A 23,341-nucleotide genomic window follows, 5' to 3' on the forward strand; every position below is an offset into this window, starting at 1 on the left:
GGCGGTACCGGGCCGGGCCCCCGGTCGCGGGCTCAGCCCCCGGCCAGCAGCGCCGCCAGGTCCTCCGGGCTGCGCGGTCCGACCCTCCCTCCGGACAACAGGCCCTGACCGGCGAGCAGTCGGGCGACCGCGATGCCCCAGGGCAGGCGCAGGCCCGCCTCGTGGAGCAGGTCCGTGCGGGCCAGCGAGACGTCCGCCGGACCGGTGTGCGCGCCGGACGGGGTGAGCAGGGCCGCGTCGTCGGCCCAGCGCAGGGCGAGATCGACGTCGTGGGTGGCCATCACCACCGTCGTACCGGACGCGCGCAGCCCGTCCAGCGTGGCGAGCAGCCGTTCCTGGCCGTCCGGGTCGAGCCCGGCGGTCGGCTCGTCGAGGATCAGCACGCGCGGCCGCATCGCGACGGCGCCCGCGATCGCGGTCCGCTTGCGCTGTCCGTAGGACAGCAGGTGAGTGGGCCGGTCGGCCAGGGCGGTGATGTCCAGCGCGGCGAGCGCCTCCTCCACCCGGGTCCGCACCTCGGCGTCGGGCAGCCCCAGGTTCAGCGGCCCGAACGACACGTCCTGGGCGACGGACGCGGCGAACAGCTGGTCGTCGGGGTCCTGCACCACCAGCTGCACGGTCGTCCGCAGCCGGGTCAGCCCCTTGCGGTCGTACCCCACCGGCCGTCCCTCGACCGTCAACGTGCCGGTCCGCGGGCGCAGTCCGCCGCTGAGCAGCCGCATCAGGGTCGTCTTCCCGCTGCCGTTGCGGCCCAGCAGGGCGAGGGCGCGCCCCGCGCGTACCGTGAAGTCGAGATCCTCGAGCACGGCCGGGCCGTCCTCGTACCCGAAGGAGACACCCCGCAGGGCGACCAGCTCGCTCATGACAGGGGCCTTTCCAGGACGAGGGTGAGGGCGGCCAGAGCCACCAGGAGGGCGGCCGCGGCCACCGTGAAGCGCGCGGAGACGCGGGCCTCGGGCACCAGGACGCGCAGGGTGCCGTCGTAACCGCGTCCGGCGAGCCCGGCCTGCAGCCGCGCCGCCCGGTCGAAGGCCCGCACGAACGCGGTGGCGCCGAGCCCGGCGAGCGAACGCCACTCGGCGGCCCGGCTCGTGTGCCCGAGCCGGGCCGCCTGCGCCTCCCGGATCCGGCGCATCGAGTCCAGCAGCAGGAAGCTCATGCGGTACGTCACCAGGGCGACGTCGACGACCGGCGCGGGCACGCCCGCCCTCACCAGGCGGGGCAGCAGATCCGACATGGGCGTGGTGAACGCGAACAGCAGCACGCCGAGTGAGGCGGCCGAGGTGCGCAGCATCAGCTCCCCGGCCCGCACCGGGCCACCGTCGGCCGGGGACACGAACCCGTCGGGCCCGCCCACCTGGACGAGGAGGGTGAGCGCGCCCGTAGCGCAGAAGCCCAGCGGGACCCGGTAGGCGCGCCACAGCCGGCGGGGCGGCACCCCCGCCGGACCCAGCAGCAGGGCGAGTGCCGTCAGCAGTACCAGGGCCGCGCCCGGCCAGGGCGGCAGGGAGACCGCGAGCAGGGTGAGGCCGAGCCCCAGCACGGCCTTGTCCACGGGATGGCGGTGGCGCCAGCGACTGCTGTGCGCCGCCGCGTCGATCGGCAGCACGTCCGATCAGACCCGTTCCTGCGGGGACTTGCCGGCGTCGGGCGCGCTCACGTCGTCCCGTGCCTCGGCCCCGTCCCGTGCCTCGGCCCCGTCCCGTGCCTCGGCCCCGTCCCGTGCCTCGGCCCCGTCCCGTGCCTCGGCCCCGTCCTGTTTCTCCTCCAGGCGGGCCAGCGCCCGCAGTTCGCCCTGGCGGCGGCCACGGCGCACCCCGAAGTAGTAGGCGAGGACGCCCGCGCCCAGGGCCGCCTGGAGGGAGAACAGCGCCGACTCGATCTCCCCGGACGGAGGCTCGTACAGGGGCGAGAACCACGGCTCGTAGTCCGGCTCCAGCTCGGTGATCGCCGTCTCCGCCTCGCCGTCGGAGCCGGTGAACGGCTGCTCCTTGTGGTCACCGAGACCCAGGGCCAGCGGCAGCACCGCGAGCGCGAGCACGGCGAGCAGCAGCAGGAGGTTGATCTTCGTGTTCCGCTTCACCGGGTCACCGCCCCGGTCGTGTCCGGCTTCCGGTTCCGGCCCCCGGTCACCAGCACGCCCAGCCGGGTCAGTTCGCCCTTGCTGGACTGCACGAGGAGACGCATCACCAGGACGGTGAGGAGCCCCTCGCTCACGGCCAGCGGGATCTGCGTGACGGCGAAGATGGACCCGAACTTGCCGAGCGCGCCCAGGAACCCGCTGCTCGGGTCGGGGAACGCCAGCGCCAGCTGCACGCTGGTCACGCAGTAGGTGGACAGGTCGGCGACGAACGCGCCGGCGAACACCGTGACCATCAGCGGCAGGCCGTAGTGCCGCAGCAGGCGGTACACGCCGTATCCGGCCCACGGTCCGACGATCGCCATCGAGAACACGTTGGCGCCGAGCGTGGTCAGGCCACCGTGCGCGAGCAGCAGGGCCTGGAAGAGCAGGGTGATCGTGCCCAGCACGGCCATGATCGGCGGCCGGAACAGGACGGCGCCCAGGCCGGTGCCGGTGGGGTGCGAGCAACTCCCGGTCACCGACGGGAGCTTGAGTGCGGACAGGACGAACGTGAAGGCGCCGGAGGCACCGAGCAGCAGTGTGCTCTCGGGATGCTCCCTGACTTCACGGGTGAGCGACCGGGCTCCGTGGACGACGAACGGCGCCGACGCGACGCTCCAGGCGACCGCGTGCGCCGGAGGCAGAAAACCCTCGGCTATGTGCATGGCTCAGCAGACCCTCTCCAGCACCTCGTGGATGGTTGACGCGCCTTGGCCGGTCTCCTGGCTGACGGGTACCACCGCCCGTGCTCCGCCTTCCCGGGTCCGTGAGGACCCAGTGGCTGCCCGCGAGGGCCGGAGCCGGACTTCCCGATCACAGTGGCGAGGGCCGCACCGGCATCACACCGGATTTCCCGTTCACCAAGGCGTGGTGACAGTAGTGCGAGGACAGGGGCGGTGACAAGCGGGAACGGGGGCGCACGGGCGGCGGACGCGGGGTGCCGGCCCGGCGCACACCGGCCCCGCCGGGGCCGCACCGGGGCCGCGCGGACACCGGTCGGCGGCCCTTTCGGCCGGGGTGCACCGGCCGGTCGGCGGCCGTGCCGGTTCCGGCACACCGGTCGGTCGGCGGCCGTGCCGGTCCGGAATCCGGAGGGTCAGCGGCCGTGCCAGTCCAGGCACACCACGAGCGCGTCGTCCTCCGTCACGGACCCGCCGCGGTGCCCCGCCAGTTCGCGCAGCACGGCACGCGGGACCTCGGCCGCCGGCAGCAGCCGGGTGGCGGTGATCGCGCGGGCCAGGGCGGCGTCCCCGTACGTCCCTCCACCGGGCGGGGACACGGCGTGGACGCCGTCGCTGACGAACACCAGCCGGTCCTCGGGCTCCACCTGGAACGGCTGCGCCACGTAGTCGGTCTCCTCGAACATGCCCAGCGGCAACTGGGCGTCCAGGTCGACGGGTTCGACGGTGCCCGCCCGCAGCCGCAGCAGCCGCGGTGAGCCGGCGTCCACCACCTGGGCCCGGCCCGTGGCGACGTCGACCTCCAGCATCAGCACCGGCAGGTGGCGGCGGCCCCGGTAGTGGGCGTGCACCGCCTGGTCGGCCAGCGCCGCCTGGTCGGCGATCGGGAGGCCGGCCCGCCGCGCGTTGCGCAGCGCGCTGACCGCCAGGTTCGTCAGCAGCGACGCCTCCGTGCCGTCGCCCATGCCGTTGTTGACGTACAGGGTGAGGCGGTCGTCCGTCGCGGACCAGTCGAAGTTGTCGCCGCGGACGGCGTAGGCGGGCTCCAGCTGGGCGCCGAGCGCGTATTCGGGGCCGGTGCCGGAGCGGGCCGGGAGGAGCTGCCACTGCATCTCCGCGGCCAGGGTGAGCCGTCCCCTGCGCCGGGCCCGCAGGTACAGGTCGGTGGCCCGCTCGGCCACGACCACCTCGTGCCCGAGCACCTGCGCGACCTCCGCCAGCTCGCCCAGCACGTCCCGCACCCCGCTGTCCTCGGGCAGCGTCACCGACAGCACCCCGAGCCGGTCGCCGCGCACCGAGACCGGCAGGTGCGTCCGCACCCGCCCGCTCCCGGCCGGTTCGACGTACGGCTCCTGCGCGCCGAACGCCCGGCCCGCGGCGCTGCCGTGCACCGGCACGGGCTCCTGGTCCCGGGGTCCGGCCACCGGCTGCAGCGACGTCAGACCGTAGTCCGCCATGAGCAACTCGGCGGAGAGGGCCGCGTACTGCTCGACCAGCGCACGGCGGACGGCCTCGACCAGTTCATGAGGTGCCGCCTTCCGCAGGGCACGCTCGGCGGTGACGAATCTGTTCGTGACGGGGGATACCACGACGGGAATAACACCGATCCTTCGCTCGGGGGCCGGTTCGCCGGCCGGGGGTGTCCCGCGCGCCGGGCGGCGCGGCGGGTTCGAGGGGTGCCGGGGGCGGGGGAGCCGCTGGGGCCTCTCGTGGGGATCAGGCCGCGCTCGCGGGCCCCGGTGCCTGATCCGGCCTGATCCCCGCGAGAGGCCCTAGTACCCTGGCGGTCGTCCCAGTGCCTGCGAGAGTGTGACCGTGACTGCCTTCCGCCATCGCCCGGACCCCGACGAGGTCGCACGGGTGACCGCGACGGCCGCCGAGCTGCTGGAAGTGCTGTGGGGGCGGGCCTCGACGGCGCCCGCGTCCGCGTCCCAGCTGCGCGTGCTGTTCGTCCTGGAGCACCAGGAGGGCATCAACCTGCGCACCCTCGCCGACTCGCTGGCCTCCACCCCGCCGTCGACGAGCCGCCTGTGCGACCGGCTCCAGGCCGCCGGGCTGGTGGAGCGGGTGGTGAGCCCCTCCGACCGGCGTGAACTACGGCTGCGGCTCAGTGGCCGGGGGCGGGCCTTCCTGGCCGACCTGCGGGAGCGCCGGGAGCGGGAGCTGCGGGCGGTGCTGGCGGGGATGCCCGCGGGGAAGCGGAGCGCGTTGCTGGAGGGGCTCGACGCGTTCTGCGAGGCGGCGGCGGCCCGGGCGCACGACGGGCTCCCGGACTCCGGCAGCCGTACGGCCTGACCGGCGGACCGCGGCCGCGACCGTGGCCGCGCCGGCACCGGCCGGCGCCGGGAGCCGGCATCCGGGGCGGCGCCCCGACCGGGACCTGCACACAAAGCACACATATGAGCACTGCTACCCCGAGCCGCCGCGAACCTGTACGGGCCGTGGCCGGGATCTCGGGGGAGACGGGAAGGGCATGGACCGGCCCGCGCGGGTTACTCCGTCCCTCATGGCACGGACATCGAGAACCCGACCCGACGAGCAGGCGGACCGCCCGGGGCCGGACGAGCAGGTGGAGCGCCGGGCGCCGGACGATCCGAGCGGACTGCCCAAGCGGTCCTGGTCGGCGGTGCTGAAGGGCACGCTGAAGGAGTTCAAGGACGACGAGCTCACCGACCGGGCCGCCGCCCTGACCTACTACGGGGTGCTGTCGCTGTTCCCCGCCCTGCTGGTCCTGGTGTCGCTGCTGGGGGTCGCCGGCAAGTCGGCGACCGACCAGGTGCTGGAGAACCTCCAGAAGCTCGCCCCGGGGTCGGCCCGGGACATCATCAGCGACGCGGTCACCCAGCTCCAGGGACGGGGCGGCGTCGGCTCCGTCATGGCGCTCGTCGGCATCGTGCTGGCGGTGTGGTCGGCCTCCGGTTACGTCGCCGCCTTCATCCGCAGCGCGAACGCCGTGTACGACATGCCGGAGGGCCGGCCGGTGTGGAAGGTGCTGCCGGTCCGGGTCGGCGTGACGGTGGTGCTCCTCGTGCTGGCCGTGATCAGCGCCCTGATCGTGGTGTTCACCGGGGGCATCGCCCAACGGGCCGGTACGGCGCTGGGCATCGGCGACACCGCGCTGACCGTCTGGTCGATCGCCAAGTGGCCGGTTCTGGTCGTCCTGGTCACCATGATGATCGCGCTGCTGTACTGGGCGACGCCCAACGTCAAGGGCCGCGGCTTCCGGTGGATCACGCCGGGCAGCGTGCTGGCCCTGCTGGTCTGGCTCGTCGCCTCGGCGGGCTTCGCCTTCTACGTGGCCAACTTCGCCTCGTACAACAAGACCTACGGCACGCTCGCCGGTGTCATCGTGTTCCTGGTGTGGCTGTGGATCAGCAACATCGCCATCCTGCTCGGCCTCGAGTTCGACGCGGAAATGGCCCGCCAGCGGGCGGTCGCCGGCGGACTGCCCGAGGACGAGGAGCCGTACGTGCCGCCCCGGGACACCCGTGCCTGGAGCGAGGAGGACCAGCGCCGTATGGAGTGACGGGCGCTCCACGGTCTTCCGTTAGGGACCGCCCGACGCGGGAAGTCGCAGCTCATGGGTGTTCGGGAGGATCTGAGGGACGGCGACCACCGACTGACGCGGAAGGTGGCGTCGTGGCGGTCGCCCGCCGCGCGGCAACTGCTTCCGGCGGTGGAGGAGGCGGCGCAGCACACCAAACTCTGGTGGGGCGCCGCCTTCGTGATGGCCGCGGCCGGGGGCCGGCGGGGACGCCGGGCCGCCGTGGCGGGCGTGGTCAGCATGGGCGTGGCGGAACTGGTGTCCAACGGCGTGGTCAAGCAGCTCCGGTACCGGCCCCGGCCGCCGAAGGAGTGGATCCCGCACGAGGAGGTCCACGACCGGCCCGACTCCTCCTCGTTCCCCTCCGGGCACACGGCGGCCGCCGTGGGCTTCACCGCCGCCGTCGCGGCGGTCTGGCCGCCGGCCGGCGCCCTGTGCGCGGTGCCGGCGGTGATGGTGGCCGGCGAACGCGTCCACACCGGAGCCCACTACCCCTCCGACGTCGCCGTCGGCGCGCTGATCGGCCTGGCCGCCGCCGCGCTGACCCACCGCGCTCCCCGCCCGGCCGTCCGCGCGGCCGTCCGCGCGGCACTGTCGTGAGGCGCCCCGGGAACGCCGCCGCCGCGGCGCTCCCGCGGGGGCTCTGACGTGTGAGCGCTGACGTGGAGCCGGACAGCCGGGGCCGGGCAGCCGTGTTCATGAGCGGACCCCGCCTGCTCCCGCGGGCCGGTTCCGTCAGCCGGCGAGCGTGCGGTGCGGCGGGCGGCCGTACGCGGAGCGGTACAGGCCGGCGAAGCGGCCCGGATGGAAGAAGCCCCAGCGGGCCGCCACGTCGGTGACCGTGGTGCCGTCGAGCGGGTTCGCGGCCCGCAGGTCGTCGTGCGCGTGGGCGAGCCGGACCCGGCGCAGGTACGCCAGCGGCGTGGTGTCGAGGTGCCGCCGGAAGACGTACTGGAGGGCCCGCACGGTGACGTGTGCGGCCGCCGCGATGTCGGCGACCGTGACCGGTTCGGCGGCGTGGTCGTCGATGTAGGCCAGCGCACGGCGCAGCGTCGCCGGCCGGGCGTCGTTGCGGTCGGTCGCGGTCGGCTCGGTGAGCGCCGTGTTGGGGAACGCGGCGAGGACGCCCGCCGCGAGGTGCTGGGCGGCGGTCGCGGCGACCAGCGGCTGGTCGGCGACGCCGGGCGCGGCCAGCACGTGGTCGCGCACGTAGCCGATCGTCTGCCGCAGCTGCCGGGCCGCGGCCGGGGAGTGCGGCCGGTGCCCGGTCAGCCGGACCGGCCCCGGCCTGCGGCCCGGGGCGGTGGCGGCCACCTGGGCGAGCAGGTCGGTGTCGAGCATGGTGATGTTGTAGCGGGCCGCGCAGATCCGCCCCGAGTACGGCAGCTCCGGCGGCGCGAAGGACACCACGTCGCCCGGCCCGAAGGCGTCCTCCACTCCGTCGAAGGTGTGGTCCCGGATGGTGCCCTCGTGCACGAGGCACAGGCAGATCCGGCCCAGCGGGGTGACGGAGTAGCTCATCTCGAAGCCGAGGTCGAGTTCGTCGACGGTCACCGAGGGCATCGCGGCGCGGCTGACCCTCGTCCGGCCGGCCTCCGGCCCGCCGCTGCCGATGCGCATCCTGGCGTAGGCCCGGCTGAGGAAGTCCTCGGTCAGGCCGAGGTCCTCACTGTCGAAGAGCAGCGTGTCCATGAATCCTTCGTCCGGCGGGTCGAGCGGCCCGCACACGGTGCGGAGGGGCGGCAGCCGGCCGGCTCCCGCCCCTCCGCACATTTTCCCCGCATCCCGGTGCGCATTCGTTTTCCGGATCGCCACCGGTGATGTTGTTCGTCCGCGGTGCGGCCGGACCGGCCCGTGCTGTGCAGGCTGGACAGGGACGGCGCGGTGACGCCGCACTGGCCGCCCGCGCCTTCGCGGGCTCCTGACGAGGGGAAACACACGTGGAATGCGACATGGCCCCGGAGGAGGACGTCGAGGCGCGGGTCGCCGCCCTGCAGGAGGAGGTGGCCCAGCTGCGGCAGGCCGTCGCCTCCCACGCCGTGGTCGACCAGGCGATCGGAGTGGTCGTCGCCGTGGGACGGCTGCGGCCCGAGCAGGGCTGGGAGGTGCTGCGGGAGGTCTCCCAGCGCACCAACACCAAACTGCGCGAGGTGGCCGAGTACGTGGTGCAGGGCGCCCACTGCCGCTGGCTCCCCGACGAGATCCACCGGGCGCTGACGGACGTGCTGGCCCGCGTGCGGTCGGCGTCCGCCGGGCGCTGACAGGCGCGTCGGCCCGCGTGCGGCCGGCCGGGGCGGACATCCGGCACGGTACCCGCGACCTGCGGTTTCCCGACTTCCGGACGAACTCTCGGTAACCCCGACGGTGACGTAGGGTCGGCCTCCGGGGAGTGACACCGGAGGGGGAAGACGTGCCGCTGGAATCCGTGCGGTTCGCCGTCCTGGGGCCCGTGCGCGTGCACCGGGGCGAGACCGAGCTGGAGCCGGCCGGGCGGCAGGAGCGGGCCTTCCTGGCCCTGCTGCTGGTCGGAGCGGGCCAGCCGGTCGGCATGGACGAGATCATCGACACCCTGTGGGGGACCGCCCCGCCCCGCAGCGCGGTCAACGTGGTCCGCCGGCACGTGGGGTCGCTGCGGCGCCTGCTGGAGCCCGGCCTCGCCGCCCGCGCGGAGGGCCGCTGGCTGCTGCGGGACGCCGGCGGCTACCGGCTCGCGACCGACGCCGACTCACTGGACCTGGCCCGCTTCCGCGCCCTGCGCCGGGCCGCGGAGCGGACGGCACGGGAGTCGCCCGAGCGGGCCCTCGACACGCTCACCGAGGCGCTCGCCCTGTGGCGGGGACCGGTCGCCGCCGGCCTGCCCGCGGCGGCCCGCGCCCATCCGGCCTTCGACGCGGTGGACCGCGAACGCCTGGCCGCCGTGCGCGAGGCGGCCGACGCCGCCCTGCGCGCCGGACGTCCCGCGGCCGTCCTGCCCCACCTGCACCGGGCCGCCGCCGCCCATCCCCTGGACGAACCCGTGCGGGCCGCGCTGATCCTCACCCTGGCGGCGGCGGGCCGCCGGTCCGAGGCGCTCGCCGTGTACGACGCCGTACGGACCCGGCTCGCCGACGAACTGGGGATCGATCCCGGTGCGGAACTGCGCCGGGCCCGCGAGACCGTGCTGCGGCCGGGGCCCGGCGTGGGCGGGGCCGCGGGGTCCGGACCGGCCGACGCGCGGCCGGGCGCGGACGCGTCCGGCGCTCCCCCCGCGGGACCGGGCGGACCCCCCGTCCCGGCCCCCGGGGAGACCACCGCCGCTCTCTCCGCCCTCCCGGTCCCCGCCCAGCTCCCGCACGACATTCCGGCGTTCACCGGCCGCAGCGGCGAACTCGACGAGATCCTCGCCCTCACGCCCCGCGACGCGACCGCACCCGACACCGTGGTGATCAGTGCCATCGGCGGCATGGCCGGCGTCGGCAAGACCACCCTCGCCGTGCACTGGGCGCACCGCGTCGCCCACCGCTTCCCCGACGGCCGGCTCTACGTCAACCTGCGCGGCTACGACCCCTCCGGCGCGGTCATGGAGGCCGGCGAGGCCGTCCGCGGCTTCCTGGACGCCCTCGGCGTACCGCCCGACCGGATACCGCACGGCGTGGACGCACAGGCCGCCCTCTACCGCAGCGTGCTGGCCGGGCGGCGGGTCCTCGTCGTCCTGGACAACGCCCGCGACAGCGACCACGTACGGCCCCTGCTGCCCGGCTCGCCCGGCTGCCTCACCGTCGTCACCAGCCGCGACTCCCTCTCCGGGCTGGTCGCCGCGCACGGCGCCCACTCCCTGACCCTGCGGCCCTTCGACACCGGGCAGGCACGGGCCCTCCTCGTCCGCCGCCTGGGCGCCGAACGGGTCGAGGCCGAACCGCGCGCCGCCGACGAGATCACCGAACTGTGCGCGGGACTGCCCCTGGCCCTCGCCTGCGTCGCCGCGCGCGCCGCCGCACACCCGCACTTCCCGCTGTCGGCCGTGGCCGCCGAACTGCGCGAGGCGCACGGCAGCCTCGACGCGTTCGCCCGCTCCGACGCCTCCGTGGACGTCGGCACCGTCTTCTCCTGGTCCTCCCGCCGGATCTCCGACGCGGCGGCCCGGCTGTTCCGGCTGCTCGCCCTGCACCCCGGCCCCGACTTCACCCTGCCGGCCGCCGCCGCCCTGGCCGGACTGCCGGTCCGCCGCACCCGGCCGCTGCTGGCCGAACTGACCGGCCTGCACCTCGTCACCGAGCACAGCCCCGGCCGGCACGCCTTCCACGACCTGCTGCGCGCCCACGCCGGCGAACTCGTCGAGGAGCGGCACACCCCCGCCGAACGGCGGGCGGCCCTGCACCGGCTGCACCACCACTACCTGCACACCGCCCACGCCGCCGACCGGTTGCTCGCCCCCAACGCCGACCCGCCCACCCCACCGCCCGCACCCGAGGGCGTCCACCCCGAACCGCTCGCCGACGACGACCGGGCCCTCGTCTGGCTCACCGCCGAACACGCGGTGCTCCTCGCCGTCGTCGACCACGCCGCCACCACCGGGCAGGAACGTCTCGCCTGCCATCTGGCCTGGTCCCTGGAACCGTTCTTCGACCGCCGGGGCCACTGGCACGACGCGCTCACCGTCCAGCGCACCGCCCTCGACGCCGCCCGACGGCTCGCCGAACCCGCCATGGAGGCCCGCGGGCTGCGCGGCCTCGCCCGCATCGAGGGCCGGCTCGGCCTGTACGACCGCTGCCGGCCCCGCCTCGAAGAGGCCCTCGACCTGTTCACCGCCCTGGGCGACGACACCGGCCGTGCCCACACCCACCGCAGCCTCGGCTGGGAGAGCGAGCAGCGCGGTGACCTGCCCGGCGCCCTGCGCCACAACCAGCTCGCCCTCGCCCTGTTCCGGGCCCTCGGCGACCGGGCCGCGCAGGCCAGCGCCCTCAACTCGGTCGGCTGGTACCACGCGCTGCTGGGCGAGCACCGGCAGGCGCTGACGCACTGCTTCGAGGCCCTGACCACCCTCCAGGACCTCGGCGACCGCTACGGCCAGGCGGCCACCTGGGACAGCATCGGCTACGCCCACCAGCACCTCGGCCGCCACCCGCACGCCCTCCTCGCCTACCGCAACGCCCTCGCCCTCCTCGGGGACCTCGGCGCGCCCTACGCCGAGGCCGACATCCTCGCCCGGGCCGGCGACACCCACCACGCCATGGGCGACGAGGACAGCGCCCGCGCCGCCTGGACCGAGGCCCTCGCGCTCCTGAGAACCCTGGACCACCCCGACGCCGAGCGGGTCCTGGCCCGGCTGGAAGGACGGGACGGGCAGGCCGGTGCCTGCTGACCCCGTCGTGACGCGGTTCGAGGTGCTGGGACCGGTGCGGGTGTGGCGCCGGGACGCCGAACTCGACCTCGGGTTTCCCCAGCAACGCGCCCTGCTCGCCCTGCTCCTGGCCTGCGCGGGCCGGCCGGTGCCCACCGGTGAGCTGCTCGCCCTGCTGTGGCCGGGGCGACCGCCCGCCAGCGCGCCGAACGTGGTGCGCCGTTACCTCGGCGCGCTACGGCGCCTGCTGGAGCCGGAACTGCCGCCCCGCGCCCCCGGCCGACGCCTGCTGCGCCGTCCCGGCGGCTACCTGCTGGACGCCGCCCCGGACGAGGTCGACCTGCTGCGCTTCCGCGAACTCACCCGGCAGGGCAAGCGGGCGGCCGCCACCGGCCGGGCCGAGACGGCGGCCCTGCGCCTCGTCGGGGCACTGGGGGAGTGGCGCGGACCGGTGGCGATGGGCATCCCCGCCGCCGCGCGCGAGCACGTCCAGTTCACCGCCCTCGGCCGCGAACTCCTGGAGACGGCCCGGCTGGCGGCCGACGCCGCCCTGCTCTGCGGCCGGGCCGCACAGGTCCTGCCCGCCCTGCGCCGGGCCACCGCACTCGATCCGCTCGACGAACCGCTGCACGCCCGGCTGGTCCTGTCCCTCGCCGCCTGTGGCCTCCAGGCGGAGGCCCTCGCGGCGTACGAGGAGGTCCGCCGCCGGCTCGCCGCCGATCTCGGCACCACTCCCGGTGCCGAACTGGCGGCGGCCCACACGCGCGTGCTGCGCCAGGACGTGGGCCGGCTGACGGCGGGGCCGCGCGTGCGCCTCGGCCGGCAGGCCCCGGCAGTACGGGTGGGCCCGGACCCGCGGGACGCCGACGGCACGTCGGGCGCCGCCCCCGCCGTACCGGACCGGACGGCGTCCGCGGGGCACGCCCGGCTCCCCCCGGATCCCGCCCGCTTCACCGGGCGCGCGGCCGAGCTGGAGTGGCTGACGGCGGCGTGGGACGCGGCCGAGAGCACCGTGGGGACCCCGGCGGCCGTGCTCGTCGGGGGCATGGCGGGCGTCGGCAAGACCGCCCTCGCCGTGCACTGGGCCCACCGGGCCGGCGGCCGCTTCCCCGGCGGTCACCTCTACGTCGCGCTGCGCGGCAGCGACCCGGCGGGGCGCGCGGTACAGCCCGAGGAGGCGCTGCGGACGGTGCTCACGGCCCTCGGCGTCCCCGCGGCCCGGATGCCGGCCGGGCCGGCCGCCCTGACCGGCCTGTACCGCACCCTGCTGGCCGGCCGGCGCGTCCTCGTGGTCCTCGACGACGCGGCCGGCACGGAACAACTGCGTCCGCTGCTGCCCGCCGCACCGGGCTGCCTGGCGCTGGTCACCAGCCGCCACGCCCTGCCCGGCCTCGTCGCCTCGGGCGCCCGCCCGCTGCGTGTGGAGCCGCTCCCGGCCGAGGACGCCCGCGCGATGCTGGCCGGGCTGATCGGCGACGGCCGGACGGCCGCCGAGCCCCTGGCCGCCGACGAGATCGTCGCCCGGAGCGGCCGGCTGCCCCTCGCGCTGGCCGCCGTCGCCGAACGAGCGGCCGACCGCCGGATGTCCCTCACCGACCTCGCCGCCCACCTGCGGGCGACGCGGGGCACCCTGGAGGCCTTCGCCGACCCCGGTGGAACGGCCGACGTCCGGGCCGCCTTCCTGGGCTCCTACCGACTGCTGAGCCCCGAGGCCGCCCGGCTGTTCCGGCTCCTGCCCCGCCACCTCGGGACCGACATCACCCCGGCGTCGGCGGCGACGCTCACCGGGCTGCCGGTCCGCGGGACCCGCCGGCTCCTCGGCGAACTCGCCGAAGCCCACCTGATCACCGAACCCGCTCCCGGCCACCACACCCTGCACGACCTGCTGCGCGCCTTCGCCGCCGAGCGCGCCGAACCCGCCGAGCGCGCCGAACCCGCCGAGCGCGCCGAACCCGGCGAGCGCGCCGAACCCGGCGAGCGCGCCGAACCCGGCGAGCGCGCCGAACCCGGCGAGCGCGCCGAACCCGGCGAGCGCGCCGAACCCGGCGAAGGCGCCGAGCCCGGCGAAGGCGCCGGACAGACCTGACGAGCCGAGCGCGCGGCGCCGTCACTGCGTTGTCACTCTTTTTGCACATCCCCCGGCCTACCGTCCGGACGACGCGTCAGACAGCCGTTCGCTCAGGAGGCACCGCCGGAAGATGTCCACCACCAGCACGATCGACACACCCGTCTGCCGGACGCCCCTGGGCGTCGAGATCATGACCGCCGAGACCGGCCCCGGCCGGCTGCCGGGCGAGCGGACACCCCGGCCGGAGCACCGGCCGCACGCACGGGACGCCGGCGAGTACCTCTTCGTGGGACTCCGGGCCGCCGCCCGCCTGCCGGCCCCCGACCCGGTGGGCGTGCGTCTCGCCCCCGGCGACATCTGCTTCTACGACGCCCGCCGCCCGCCCGCCCTGGACTTCCCCGAACGGTTCCGCGCCACCGTCTTCCTCGTGCCGACCGACCTGCTGGGACTCACCCCCGCCGACGCGGGACGGATCACCCGCACCCCGGTCGCCCGGACCTCCCGGCTCGGCGCGCTGCTCTCGCCGCTGCTGTCCGGCCTGGCCCGCACCGCGGCCGAGGCCCGGCCGCCGGTGGGCGAGATGCTCGCCGGGAACGCCGTGAACCTCCTGGCGACCCTCGCCGCCGAACAGCTCGGCGCCGTCACCCCGGCACCGGGCTCCCAGGCGCCGCCCATGACGGCCCGCATCATGGAGTACGTCGAACTGCACCTGACGGAACCGGAACTGTCGCCGGAGACCCTCGCCCGAGCCCACCACATCTCCGTGCGCTACCTGCACAAGCTGTTCCAGGACGAGGGCACCACGGTCGGCCGCTGGATCCTGCGCCGCCGCCTGGAGGAGTGCCGCCGCGACCTGACGCGCCACGGCCGCGGAAGCCGCACCATCGCCGCCGTGGCAGGCCGCTGGGGCTTCACGAGCGCCACGCACTTCAGTCGCGTCTTCCGCACCGCCTACGGCATGTCCCCCCGTGAGTGGCGGGACCGCGCGGGCCGGGGCTGACGACGTTCCGGGGCGGTGACGGCACCGGCACCGGCTTCGTCACCGGCTTCGTCACCGGCACCGGCACCGGCACCGGCACCGTCGCCGGCTCCGCCGTCGGCGAGGTCGGCCGGACGGCACGCGCTGTGCGCTCTGAGCACACTGCCGTTGCACCTGCGGACAACTCCCGTCCGTGGAACGCCCCTAGCGTGAATGCGCAGGACAGACGCACACCCCCGACAGCAGGAGAATCTCATGTCCGACGTCGTCGAGCCGGCCGCGCCGGTGCTGGAACCCGCCGCCCAGGCGTTCGTGGAGGCGACCGCGAACCCGCCGTACCTGTTCGACCTGGCGCCGGCGGAGGGACGCAAGGCCGTCGACGAGGTGCAGTCCGGCGAGATCGACAAGCCCGCCGTGGACGAGGAGTGGATCACCGTCTCCGGCGGCCCCACGGGCAGCGTCCGCGCCCGGATCGTCAAGCCGGCCGGCAGCCGGGGCACCCTGCCCGTCATCCTCTACATCCACGGCGCCGGCTGGGTCTTCGGCAACGCCCACACCCACGACCGCCTGGTGCGCGAACTCGCCGTCGGCGCGGGCGCGGCCGTCGTCTTCCCCGAGTACGACCTCTCGCCCGAGGCCCGCTACCCCGTCGCCATCGAGCAGAACTACGCGGTCGCCCGCTGGATCGTCGAACAGGGCGCCACCAAGGGCCTGGACGCCACCCGCATCGCCGCCGCCGGCGACTCCGTCGGCGGCAACATGACCGCCGCCCTCACCCTCATGGCCAAGGAACGCGGCGACGTACCGCTGGTGCACCAGGTCCTCTTCTACCCGGTGACCGACGCGAGCTTCGACACCGGCTCGTACCACCAGTTCGCAGAAGGCTACTTCCTGCGCCGCGACGGCATGCAGTGGTTCTGGGACCAGTACACCACCGACCCCGCACAGCGGGCCGAGATCACCGCCTCCCCGCTGCGCGCCACCGTCGAACAGCTCACCGGCCTGCCCCCGGCCCTGGTCGTCACCGGCGAGGCCGACGTCCTGCGCGACGAGGGCGAGGCCTACGCCAACAAGCTGCGCCAGGCCGGCGTCCCCGTCACCGCCGTCCGCTACCAGGGCATCGTCCACGACTTCGTCATGCTCAACGCGCTGCGGGAGACCCACGCCGCCGAGGCCGCGATCACCCAGGCCGTCACCACCCTCCGCACCGCCCTGCACACCGCCTGACCCGAGGAGACACCCGACATGAGCACCACCCCCACCGTCCTCCTCGTCCACGGCGCGTTCGCGGACGCCACCAGCTGGTCCGGTGTCATCACCGAACTCCAGCGCGACGGCATCCCCGTGATCGCCCCGCCGAACCCGCTGCGCGGCCTGGCGTCCGACGCGGCGTACGTCGCCTCCGTCGCCGCCCAGATCGACGGCCCCGTGATCCTCGTCGGCCACTCCTACGGCGGCGCCCTCATCACCGTCGCCGGCGTCACGGAGAACGTCGTCGGCCTCGTGTACGTCGCCGCCTACGTCCTGGAGGAGGGCGAGAGCCTCGGCGAGCTCCAGGGCCGCTTCCCGCTGTCCCCGCTGGTCGACAACCTCAGGCAGTGGACGTACCCGGTGCCGGGCGGTGAGCCCGCCGCCGAGGTCACCATCGCCGAGGACGCCTTCCCGTCCGTGTTCGCCGCCGACGTGCCGGCCGAGGTCACCGAGGTCCTCGCCGCCGCCCAGCGCCCGCTGGCGGCCGCCGCGTTCGAGGAGAGGGCCGCCGCGGCCGCCTGGAAGGACAAGCCCTCCTGGGCGCTGATCGCCGGCGCGGACAACGCCATCAACCCCGAGGTCGAGCGGTTCGGCGCCGAGCGCGCCGGTGCGACGGTCGTGGAACTCGACGGTGCCTCGCACGCCGTCGCCGTGTCCCGGCCGAAGGAGGTCGCGGACCTGATCCGCACCGCGGTCCGCGCCACGGGCTGACACCGGGCGCGCAAGTGGCTCCCCTTCCTCGTGCTCCTCGTGCTCCTCGTGCTCCTCGTGCTTCTCGTGCGAAGGGGAGCCCGGCGCAGGTGTGAGAGTGTCCGGACACGCGGGCCGGCTCCGGACGGCCGGTACGGGACCCACGGTCAGGCGGCGTGCAGCTGGTACACGTTGAACGCCCGCCGGATCACCGGCTGGGCCACGTTGCGCACCCGGACCCCGCCCGCGGTCATCCCGTGCTCGGTGCCCAGGTGGGCGTGGCCGTGGACGGAGAGGTCGGCGCCGGCCGTGTCGATGGCCTCGGCCAGCAGGTAGCTGCCGAGGAACGGGTAGATCTCCGGCGGCTCGCCGGCGAGGGTGTCGGCGACGGGGGAGAAGTGGGTGAGCGCGACCCGGACGTCGCAGCCGTCCCGGCCCAGCTCCGTCAGCGCGCCGTGCAGCGCGTCCGCGCTGTGCCGGGTGCAGCGGACGAACTCCTTCATCAGCGGCTCGCCGAACTCTCCGGCGCTGCGGCCCACGAACCCGCCGCCGAAGCCCTTGGTCCCGGCGACGCCGACCCGCGCGCCGGCGCACTCCACGACGGTCCCCTCGCCCTCCAGGACCGTCACGCCCGCCTCCTGGAGGATGCCGGTGACCTTCTCGGGCTGCTCGTCGTGATGGTCGTGGTTGCCGAGCACGGCCACCACCGGCACCGGCAGCCCCCGCACCTCCCGGGCCACCACCCGTGCCTCCTCGGGGGTGCCGTGCCGGGTCAGATCGCCCGCCAGCAGCAGCAGGTCGGCGCACTGGTCCAGGGTTTCGAAGGCGGGCCGCAGCAGGCCCTGGCTGTCGGAACCCATGTGGATGTCGCCGACGGCCGCGACGCGGATCATGGCAGGTCCTCCACATGGTCGGGCGAGGCGGTCCCGGCCACCACCACGTCGGTGTGCACGGCGAGTCCGGCCAGTTCCTCGTGGACGGTCCGCAGCAGCGCCTCGCGGCACTGCACGGAGGGCACGGTGCCGGTCACCACCACCGACCCGGCGCGCACCTCGGCGCGCACGCCCAGTTCGGCGAGTTCCTCGGCGGCGAGCCGGTCGTGCAGATGGGCGACGCGGTACTCGATGTTCCCGGCGTCCCCGGCGTCCCCGGCGGGCGGGCCGGCGCTGTCGGCACCGCCGCCCGCGGGCTCGGCGAAAGGCTTCATCACCGGTCCTCCTCCGGTTTCGGTTCCGGCCTCGTTCCCGGCCTCGGCGGAATGACGTCCAGCCGTTCCAGGAAGTAGAAGAACGCGTCGGACATCGGCTCGTCGCCGCAGTCCCGGCGCACCCGGTCCCAGTCGACCTTCTCCCGGAGCACGCGGGCAATCGGCAGGACCGCCCCGAAGTCGCAGTGGTGCTCGGAGAAGGCGGCCACCCGGCTGTGCACCAGGTCGGTCGGCGACAGGACCGGCATGAGGACCGAGTCGACGGAGAGCCGCTCGGCCCGCTCCAGCAGCTCCGTGTCGACGGGCCGGTGGGCCAGTTCGAAGATGAGGTCGACCTGCTGGCCGAGGCAGCCGGCCTTCAGCAGCCAGTCCTCCGGCGGCTCGTACACCGTCAGCCCCGCCTCCCGCAGCGTCTCCGCGACGGCTTCCGCGTCCTCGGGGCGGATGGCGAAGTCGACGTCGTGCTGGAGGTTCTGGGTGCCGCCGTGGGCGTACACGGCGACGCTGCCCGCCAGGGCGAACGGGTGCCCTGTGCGCTTCAAAAGGGAACCGACCTGTTTGGCGGCCTGGAGGATCGCCTGGTTGCGGTCGAGCGGCAGCTCCTGCGCGGGCACGCCGTCCGGCGGGGCGGGATCCGGTTCTCCCGTCGCCAGCCGCAGTTCCGCGACGCCCGCGGGCCGGTCCAGAGCGTCGTCGTCCGCGTGCTGCGTCATCGCTGCCCCCTTCTCCTGGACGGTCCGTCACCCGGCGCGTCCGGCGGGCCGGGTCCGGGGAGGACCGTGACGTCGAGATCTTCGGGTACCCGGCGTGACGCCGTCGACACGGGTGTCCGCCGGACCGGGCGTCGGACGCCGTGCCCCCGCCCCGCGAGCCGGCGGTGCACGGCGTTCTTGCCGGCCGGGGTGATGCGGGCCGGCCCGTCGACGCGCGGGCCCTCGTCCTCGTGGAGAACGGTGCCGGTGACGCTGGCGGTGACCCGGGTGGCGAGGTCCTCCGCCGTGCGGGCCGACAGGGAACCCCGCTCCCACTCCGTCCGGGCCCGGCGGGCCGCCGCCGGGTCGTGCCGCTCGGTCTCCGCCGGCCGGGCCGGAACCAGCCGCTCCACGGTGTCGCGCTCCTCGGACGGGGAGACCCGCCGCGAGCCCTCACGGTCCGCGTCGTCCGCGCCGCTCGCGTCCTTCACGTGGTTCGTGCGGGCCGGGTGCCCCGCAAGCGACGCTTCCCCCGGCCGCCTTGCCCGTTCCCCGCCCCTGACGCACGCTGGACGCATGGGTGCGCAGGGCGGGCCGACGCTGATCACGTCCGTCCAGCGGGCCTTCCGCCTGCTGGAGGCGGTCGGCGCGCACGAGAACGGCGCCCCGGCGAAGCAACTCGCCCGCGAGACCGGCCTGCCCCTGGCGACCGCCTACCACCTGCTGCGGACGCTGGTCCACGACGGCTACGTGCGCAAGCTGGAGGACGGCGGCTTCGTCCTGGGCGACAGGCTCCGGACGCTGCACTCGACGGGCCGCGGGCAGGAGCTGCTCAACCGGGTCCGTCCCGCGCTCGCCGCGCTGCGGGACGAGCTGGCGACCGCCGCCTACCTCACCTTCTACGAGGACGGCGAGATCCGGGTCGCCGAGATCGTCGACGGCCCCCGGACACCCCGCGTCGACCTCTGGGTGGGCTTCGAGGACGCCGGGCACGCCACCGCGCTCGGCAAGTCCGTCCTGCGCGAGCTCGACGACGAGGCCCGCCGCGAGTACCTCTCCCGCCACCACCTCCGCGACCTCACCCCGCGCACGATCACCAGCCCGGCCGAGCTGCTGCGCCGCCTGGACGCCGCGCCGATGGCCCCGGCCGTCACGGACCTGGAGGAGTACATCCTCGGCACGGTCTGCGTCGCCGTCCCCGTCTACAGCGGGGACACCCTCGGCTCGCTCGGGGTGTCCCTGCCGGCGGACCGGCTGCCCCGGCTGCGGGAGATCAGGGAGCGGCTCATCCCGACCGCGAGCCGGGTGACCAGGGGCCTGTCGCTCACTATCTGAAAACCCTCTCCTTGTGACGCGCGGGTCGAACCCGTATTCCTGGAGGAAACAGGAGTTCCGGGGGCGATCCTCCACGCACGGATCTCCATGCAAGCTCCCCCTGCACAGACCCCCCTGCACAGACCCCCCTGCACAGACCCCCCTGCACAGACGAGGACTGCGGACACCCCATGAGCCAGGCCCGAGACCGTCGTGACGGCCACCGGACCGTGCGGCCCTTCCACCGACGCGCGCGCGTCCCCGGGGCATCGGCGGTCCGGCGGGCCGTCGTGTGGCCGGCCGCGGCGACGGCCGTACTGCCGGTGCTGCTCGTGACCGTCGTGGTGCTGGCCGTGGACCTCGCCGGCGGAGCCGGGGTGATCTGGCTGCCGCTGCTCGCGGCCGGGCCCGCGCTGGCCGCCACCACCAACGGTCCGCGCGGTGTCCTGTGCGTCGGCCTGCTCGCCGCGGCGTTCGGCGTCGTCCACGGCCTGCGGCACGGCGTACCGGGAGGTGACCTGGCCGCCGTGCTCTCCGTCCTGGTCGCCGTCACCCTGGCGAGCGGCCTGGCCAGCGTGTTGCGCGGGCGCCGGGAACGGGTCCTCGCCGCCGTGCGTTCGGTCGCGGAGACCGCCCAGCACGCGCTGCTCGTGCCGGTGCCGCCCACGGTCGGCCCGTTCCAGGTCGCCGTCCGCTACAGCGCCGCCGCGGCCGAGGCCCGGATCGGCGGCGATCTCTACGCCCTGGTGTCCACCCCGTACGGCGTCCGCCTGATCGTGGGCGACGTGCGGGGCAAGGGGCTGCCGGCCGTGGGCACGGCCGCGCTGGTGCTCGGTGTCTTCCGGGAGGCCGCGCACGACGAACCCGACCTCCTCGCGGTCGTCGACCGGATCGAACGCAGCCTGGCGCGCAACCTCGGCCCCGACGACTTCGTGACCGCCGTGGTCGCCGGACACCCGCGTCCCGGACAGCTGGAGGTGGTCAACTGCGGACACGCGCCCCCGCTGCTGGTCCGCGCGTCCGGCGGTGTCGTCCCGGTGGATCCGCCCCGTCCGGCCCCGCCGCTCGGCCTGCGCGCCCTCACGGACCAGACCCCCGACCTCGATGTCCTGCCGTTCACCGACGGCGACCAGTTGCTGCTCTACACCGACGGCGTCACCGAGGCCCGCGACGGCGACCGCGAGTTCTATCCCCTCCACGACGGGCTGGCGCGGACGCTGACCGACGAGCCGGTACGCACCCTCACCGCGCTCCACGACGATCTGCTCGCCCATGTGGGCGGCCACCTGCACGACGACGCGGCGCTGATCCTGATCCGCAAACCGCTCCTGCCCCACCAGCCGGTTCACGCGTGCGCGCGCGGCGGTGAGGAACCCGTCGTACGGGTGGCGGACTGAGGCCGGCGGCCCTCCTCGGGCCGTGCGTCGGGAAGGGCCGCCGGCCTCGGGGCGCGGTGCTCACGCCAGGGCGTGGGTGAGCCAGCGGTGCAGCGTCGACTGCACGCCGTGGGGCAGGGCGCTGAGCTGCTCGATGGCCTCACGGTCACCGGGCATCGGGGCGATCCCGGCGGTGGTGAGGACCGCGTGGAGTTCCAGGCGGCGCACGTCGCGGGGGTCGAGCGGCAGCTCGAAACGCCGGGCGGGCTCCGGTGGCGCGAGGAGGAAGTCCTCGCTCGCCCAGGAGGGCCGGCTGTGCGTCGTGGTGAGGTGGGTCATGGCGGTTTCCTCTCGTGCACGGGTTGCGGAGGTTGCCGGGAGTGACTCCTCGGCCCGGGGTCCCGGTTGCGGTACGCCGCCGGGACCACCCGGATGCAGCAGCGGGCCCCGTGCGGGAGCCGGAGGCACCTGCTGCGGCCGCCCGGTGTACGGCGCCCTGGCGGCGATGCCGGCGGCCGGCACGGGCCCTGGCCCGGGACGCCGTCGTCGAACCGGCGCTGCGGGACCTGGACCGGGGCGACCGGCGGGGCCGGACGCTCGACGAGGTGGCGGCAGGTGACGGTGACGGTGCCGGGCCGGCGGCCCGGACGACCGATCCCGAAGCCGCTCCCCGCGGCGGGGAATCCGTGGCGGGAATCCGTGGCGGACGCCCGCGGCCGGGTCACCGCCCGGCCGGACGGGCTGCCGCCGGACGCGGGACCGGTGCCGGCCGGGGCGGAACAGACCGTGGCGCGGGCCGCGGTGCTGCGGGGGCTCGACGCGCCGTTGTCGTCGTCCCGGCGCGTGGACGTCCCGCCGCTGTCCGCGCCGCGTCTCACCGGCCGGAGCGGCCGCCGGAACCCGCGGACGGGTGCGCCCGCCGGCGAGGACGTCGGCGCGGACGGCTGGAACCGTCGGCGCCGACGTCCTCGCCGGCCGATCGTCAGTGGTGGGCGTGGGCGACGGCGTGGCCCTTGCCGCGGCCGATCATCCACTTGTTGACCGGCGTGGTGATCAGGAAGGCGACCGCGAAGCCGCCGAGCAGGGACGACCAGAACAGCCCCTCGGAGAGGTGGGCCTCCATCGCGCCGGGGACGAGGGCGATGATGCCGTTGTCGACGAGCTCCATCACGGCGATGGAGACGGTGTCGGCGGCGAGCGCCACCTTGACCGCGCTCCTGAGGTCGAGTCCGGCCCGGACGACGGCGAAAAGGGTGAACGAGTAGCCGAAGAGGAACGCCAGCGCGATCGCCAGGACCATGGTGGCCACGTTGCCCCACATCAGGGCGGTGCCGATGACCATGCCGAGGATCTCGCCGACGGCGCAGCCGGTGAGGCAGTGCAAGGTCGCCCTGACCGCCGTGCCCCAGGACGCTCCCGGCCCCGCGTCGCCGTGGTGGCCGTGGTCCTCGTGCGGCGCGGGGTGGTGCCCGGTCGTCGTGTGGTGAGCGGTGTGGTCCATGACCGTCATCCTCGTTCCCGTCGAGTGCGGCCCGTCCTCCTGGGCCCCACAGTCGTCGACTGTATACCCCCAGGGGGTATGTGGCAAGGGTGTGGTGGAGGCTTTCGCCGCCCGTCGGCGACGGTCTCGGGGACCGCCTCGTCGTCAGCGGGGCGGACCTGTTCCCCGGCTGCCGCGGTCCGGGACGGGGCCGCTGGGTTCCGCGCCGGAACCGGCCCCGGCACCAGAGTGTCCGCGTGATCAGGATGGAGTGGGACGGCCTCACCGGCCGCGAACGTTCCGGCGACCGGTACCCGCGGGGACGGGACCGCTTCGCGGACACGGCCCGGGACGCCGACCGGAACGGCCTCTTCGAGGAGTTGGGGAGTCGTCCGGAGCGGGTCGATCTCCCGCGGCCCGGCAACCGGAGCGGCTTCGCCCCGCTGCACCAGGCGGCCTGGCACGGCGCGGACTTCGCGGTCGTGTCCGGCCCTGGAGTCCTGGCTCGGACACCAGCCGCAAAGTCAACACCGTTGCGTTAGCGCTGTGACCTGCGAGGCAAGAGAGGCTGTACGAGACAACGGGACTCCTGTAGATCAACGATCGGCGAGAAAGTCG

Annotated in this window: 24 protein-coding genes and 1 riboswitch; of the genes, 12 read left to right on the top strand and 12 right to left on the bottom strand. The window is 75.2% G+C overall.

The window, feature by feature from the left end; all coding sequences use genetic code 11:
• Positions 1-32: 32 nt before the first annotated feature.
• The 5 genes from ACH4N1_RS33580 to ACH4N1_RS33600 form a co-directional block, all read right to left on the bottom strand.
• Positions 33-863 (bottom strand): energy-coupling factor ABC transporter ATP-binding protein, encoded by an 831-nt coding sequence (locus ACH4N1_RS33580; protein ID WP_398104071.1) that lies wholly within the window; start codon positions 861-863, stop codon positions 33-35.
• Positions 860-1,609, bottom strand: a complete 750-nt coding sequence (gene cbiQ, locus ACH4N1_RS33585) for a cobalt ECF transporter T component CbiQ (RefSeq protein WP_398104074.1) — start codon at positions 1,607-1,609, stop codon at positions 860-862. The genes ACH4N1_RS33580 and cbiQ overlap by 4 nt, the downstream gene beginning before the upstream one ends.
• A gap of 6 nt (positions 1,610-1,615) precedes the next feature.
• Positions 1,616-2,083 (bottom strand): energy-coupling factor ABC transporter substrate-binding protein, encoded by a 468-nt coding sequence (locus ACH4N1_RS33590; protein WP_398104077.1) that lies wholly within the window; start codon positions 2,081-2,083, stop codon positions 1,616-1,618.
• Entirely contained in the window at positions 2,080-2,787 is a 708-nt protein-coding gene (locus ACH4N1_RS33595; protein WP_398104080.1) for an energy-coupling factor ABC transporter permease, read from the bottom strand. The genes ACH4N1_RS33590 and ACH4N1_RS33595 overlap by 4 nt, the downstream gene beginning before the upstream one ends.
• Positions 2,788-2,816: 29 nt before the next feature.
• Positions 2,817-3,002: riboswitch (cobalamin riboswitch) on the bottom strand.
• A gap of 216 nt (positions 3,003-3,218) precedes the next feature.
• A complete protein-coding gene (locus tag ACH4N1_RS33600; protein ID WP_398104083.1) occupies positions 3,219-4,391 on the bottom strand; it encodes a PP2C family protein-serine/threonine phosphatase in 1,173 nt (390 codons plus the stop codon).
• A gap of 220 nt (positions 4,392-4,611) precedes the next feature.
• On the opposite strand from ACH4N1_RS33600, the gene ACH4N1_RS33605 reads away from it, so the two are divergent.
• From ACH4N1_RS33605 to ACH4N1_RS33615, 3 genes are all read left to right on the top strand, one after another.
• Positions 4,612-5,097: a MarR family transcriptional regulator gene (locus ACH4N1_RS33605; RefSeq protein WP_366061523.1), complete on the top strand. Its 486-nt coding sequence runs from the start codon at positions 4,612-4,614 to the stop codon at positions 5,095-5,097.
• A 211-nt stretch (positions 5,098-5,308) separates the two neighbouring features.
• Entirely contained in the window at positions 5,309-6,328 is a 1,020-nt protein-coding gene (locus ACH4N1_RS33610) for a YihY/virulence factor BrkB family protein (protein ID WP_398104086.1), read from the top strand.
• A gap of 54 nt (positions 6,329-6,382) precedes the next feature.
• Positions 6,383-6,946, top strand: coding sequence for a phosphatase PAP2 family protein (locus tag ACH4N1_RS33615; protein WP_398104089.1), 564 nt, complete (start codon positions 6,383-6,385; stop codon positions 6,944-6,946).
• A gap of 135 nt (positions 6,947-7,081) precedes the next feature.
• On the opposite strand, the gene ACH4N1_RS33620 is transcribed toward ACH4N1_RS33615, so the two are convergent.
• The gene (locus ACH4N1_RS33620) at positions 7,082-8,038 is read right to left on the bottom strand and encodes a helix-turn-helix transcriptional regulator (RefSeq protein WP_398104091.1); all 957 of its coding nucleotides are present in this window, start codon (positions 8,036-8,038) and stop codon (positions 7,082-7,084) included.
• Positions 8,039-8,298: 260 nt separating this feature from the next.
• Between ACH4N1_RS33620 and ACH4N1_RS33625 the strand changes: the two genes are divergently transcribed.
• The 6 genes from ACH4N1_RS33625 (at position 8,299) to ACH4N1_RS33650 (ending at position 16,675) form a co-directional block, all read left to right on the top strand.
• A complete protein-coding gene (locus tag ACH4N1_RS33625) occupies positions 8,299-8,607 on the top strand; it encodes an ANTAR domain-containing protein (RefSeq protein ID WP_398104093.1) in 309 nt (102 codons plus the stop codon).
• A 149-nt stretch (positions 8,608-8,756) separates the two neighbouring features.
• Positions 8,757-11,687, top strand: a complete 2,931-nt coding sequence (locus tag ACH4N1_RS33630) for an AfsR/SARP family transcriptional regulator (protein ID WP_398104095.1) — start codon at positions 8,757-8,759, stop codon at positions 11,685-11,687.
• Positions 11,677-13,752 carry a BTAD domain-containing putative transcriptional regulator gene (locus ACH4N1_RS33635; protein WP_398104097.1) on the top strand — a complete coding sequence of 692 codons (2,076 nt, stop codon included), beginning with the start codon at positions 11,677-11,679 and terminating at the stop codon, positions 13,750-13,752. Before ACH4N1_RS33630 ends, ACH4N1_RS33635 begins: the two co-directional genes overlap by 11 nt.
• Before the next feature lie 112 nt (positions 13,753-13,864).
• Positions 13,865-14,734, top strand: coding sequence for a helix-turn-helix domain-containing protein (locus tag ACH4N1_RS33640; RefSeq protein WP_398104099.1), 870 nt, complete (start codon positions 13,865-13,867; stop codon positions 14,732-14,734).
• Between the two features lie 234 nt (positions 14,735-14,968).
• Positions 14,969-15,940, top strand: coding sequence for an alpha/beta hydrolase (locus ACH4N1_RS33645; protein WP_398104101.1), 972 nt, complete (start codon positions 14,969-14,971; stop codon positions 15,938-15,940).
• Positions 15,941-15,958: 18 nt separating this feature from the next.
• Positions 15,959-16,675 (top strand): alpha/beta fold hydrolase, encoded by a 717-nt coding sequence (locus ACH4N1_RS33650; RefSeq protein WP_398104103.1) that lies wholly within the window; start codon positions 15,959-15,961, stop codon positions 16,673-16,675.
• A gap of 146 nt (positions 16,676-16,821) precedes the next feature.
• Here the strand turns inward: ACH4N1_RS33650 and ACH4N1_RS33655 are convergent, their stop codons facing one another.
• The 4 genes from ACH4N1_RS33655 to ACH4N1_RS33670 are packed head-to-tail and all read right to left on the bottom strand — an operon-like array spanning position 16,822 to position 19,044.
• Positions 16,822-17,547 (bottom strand): metallophosphoesterase, encoded by a 726-nt coding sequence (locus tag ACH4N1_RS33655; protein ID WP_398104105.1) that lies wholly within the window; start codon positions 17,545-17,547, stop codon positions 16,822-16,824.
• Positions 17,544-17,861: a hypothetical protein gene (locus ACH4N1_RS33660; protein ID WP_398104107.1), complete on the bottom strand. Its 318-nt coding sequence runs from the start codon at positions 17,859-17,861 to the stop codon at positions 17,544-17,546. The genes ACH4N1_RS33655 and ACH4N1_RS33660 overlap by 4 nt, the downstream gene beginning before the upstream one ends.
• Positions 17,861-18,574, bottom strand: a complete 714-nt coding sequence (locus tag ACH4N1_RS33665) for a nucleotidyltransferase family protein (RefSeq protein ID WP_398104109.1) — start codon at positions 18,572-18,574, stop codon at positions 17,861-17,863. Before ACH4N1_RS33665 ends, ACH4N1_RS33660 begins: the two co-directional genes overlap by 1 nt.
• Positions 18,571-19,044: a hypothetical protein gene (locus ACH4N1_RS33670; protein ID WP_398104111.1), complete on the bottom strand. Its 474-nt coding sequence runs from the start codon at positions 19,042-19,044 to the stop codon at positions 18,571-18,573. The genes ACH4N1_RS33665 and ACH4N1_RS33670 overlap by 4 nt, the downstream gene beginning before the upstream one ends.
• 85 nt (positions 19,045-19,129) lie before the next feature.
• On the opposite strand from ACH4N1_RS33670, the gene ACH4N1_RS33675 reads away from it, so the two are divergent.
• Positions 19,130-19,888, top strand: a complete 759-nt coding sequence (locus tag ACH4N1_RS33675; RefSeq protein ID WP_398104113.1) for an IclR family transcriptional regulator — start codon at positions 19,130-19,132, stop codon at positions 19,886-19,888.
• Positions 19,889-20,058: 170 nt separating this feature from the next.
• Positions 20,059-21,264, top strand: coding sequence for a PP2C family protein-serine/threonine phosphatase (locus ACH4N1_RS33680; RefSeq protein ID WP_398104115.1), 1,206 nt, complete (start codon positions 20,059-20,061; stop codon positions 21,262-21,264).
• Between the two features lie 60 nt (positions 21,265-21,324).
• Here the strand turns inward: ACH4N1_RS33680 and ACH4N1_RS33685 are convergent, their stop codons facing one another.
• Both ACH4N1_RS33685 and ACH4N1_RS33690 read right to left on the bottom strand, forming a co-directional pair.
• Positions 21,325-21,582, bottom strand: a complete 258-nt coding sequence (locus ACH4N1_RS33685) for a hypothetical protein (RefSeq protein ID WP_398104117.1) — start codon at positions 21,580-21,582, stop codon at positions 21,325-21,327.
• A 643-nt stretch (positions 21,583-22,225) separates the two neighbouring features.
• A complete protein-coding gene (locus ACH4N1_RS33690) occupies positions 22,226-22,753 on the bottom strand; it encodes a DUF4396 domain-containing protein (protein ID WP_398104119.1) in 528 nt (175 codons plus the stop codon).
• A 227-nt stretch (positions 22,754-22,980) separates the two neighbouring features.
• Between ACH4N1_RS33690 and ACH4N1_RS33695 the strand changes: the two genes are divergently transcribed.
• Positions 22,981-23,265, top strand: a complete 285-nt coding sequence (locus ACH4N1_RS33695; RefSeq protein ID WP_398104121.1) for a hypothetical protein — start codon at positions 22,981-22,983, stop codon at positions 23,263-23,265.
• Positions 23,266-23,341: the final 76 nt, after the last annotated feature.

It is taken from the genome of Streptomyces sp. NPDC017202, assembly GCF_044331705.1.
Lineage (GTDB): Bacteria > Actinomycetota > Actinomycetes > Streptomycetales > Streptomycetaceae > Streptomyces.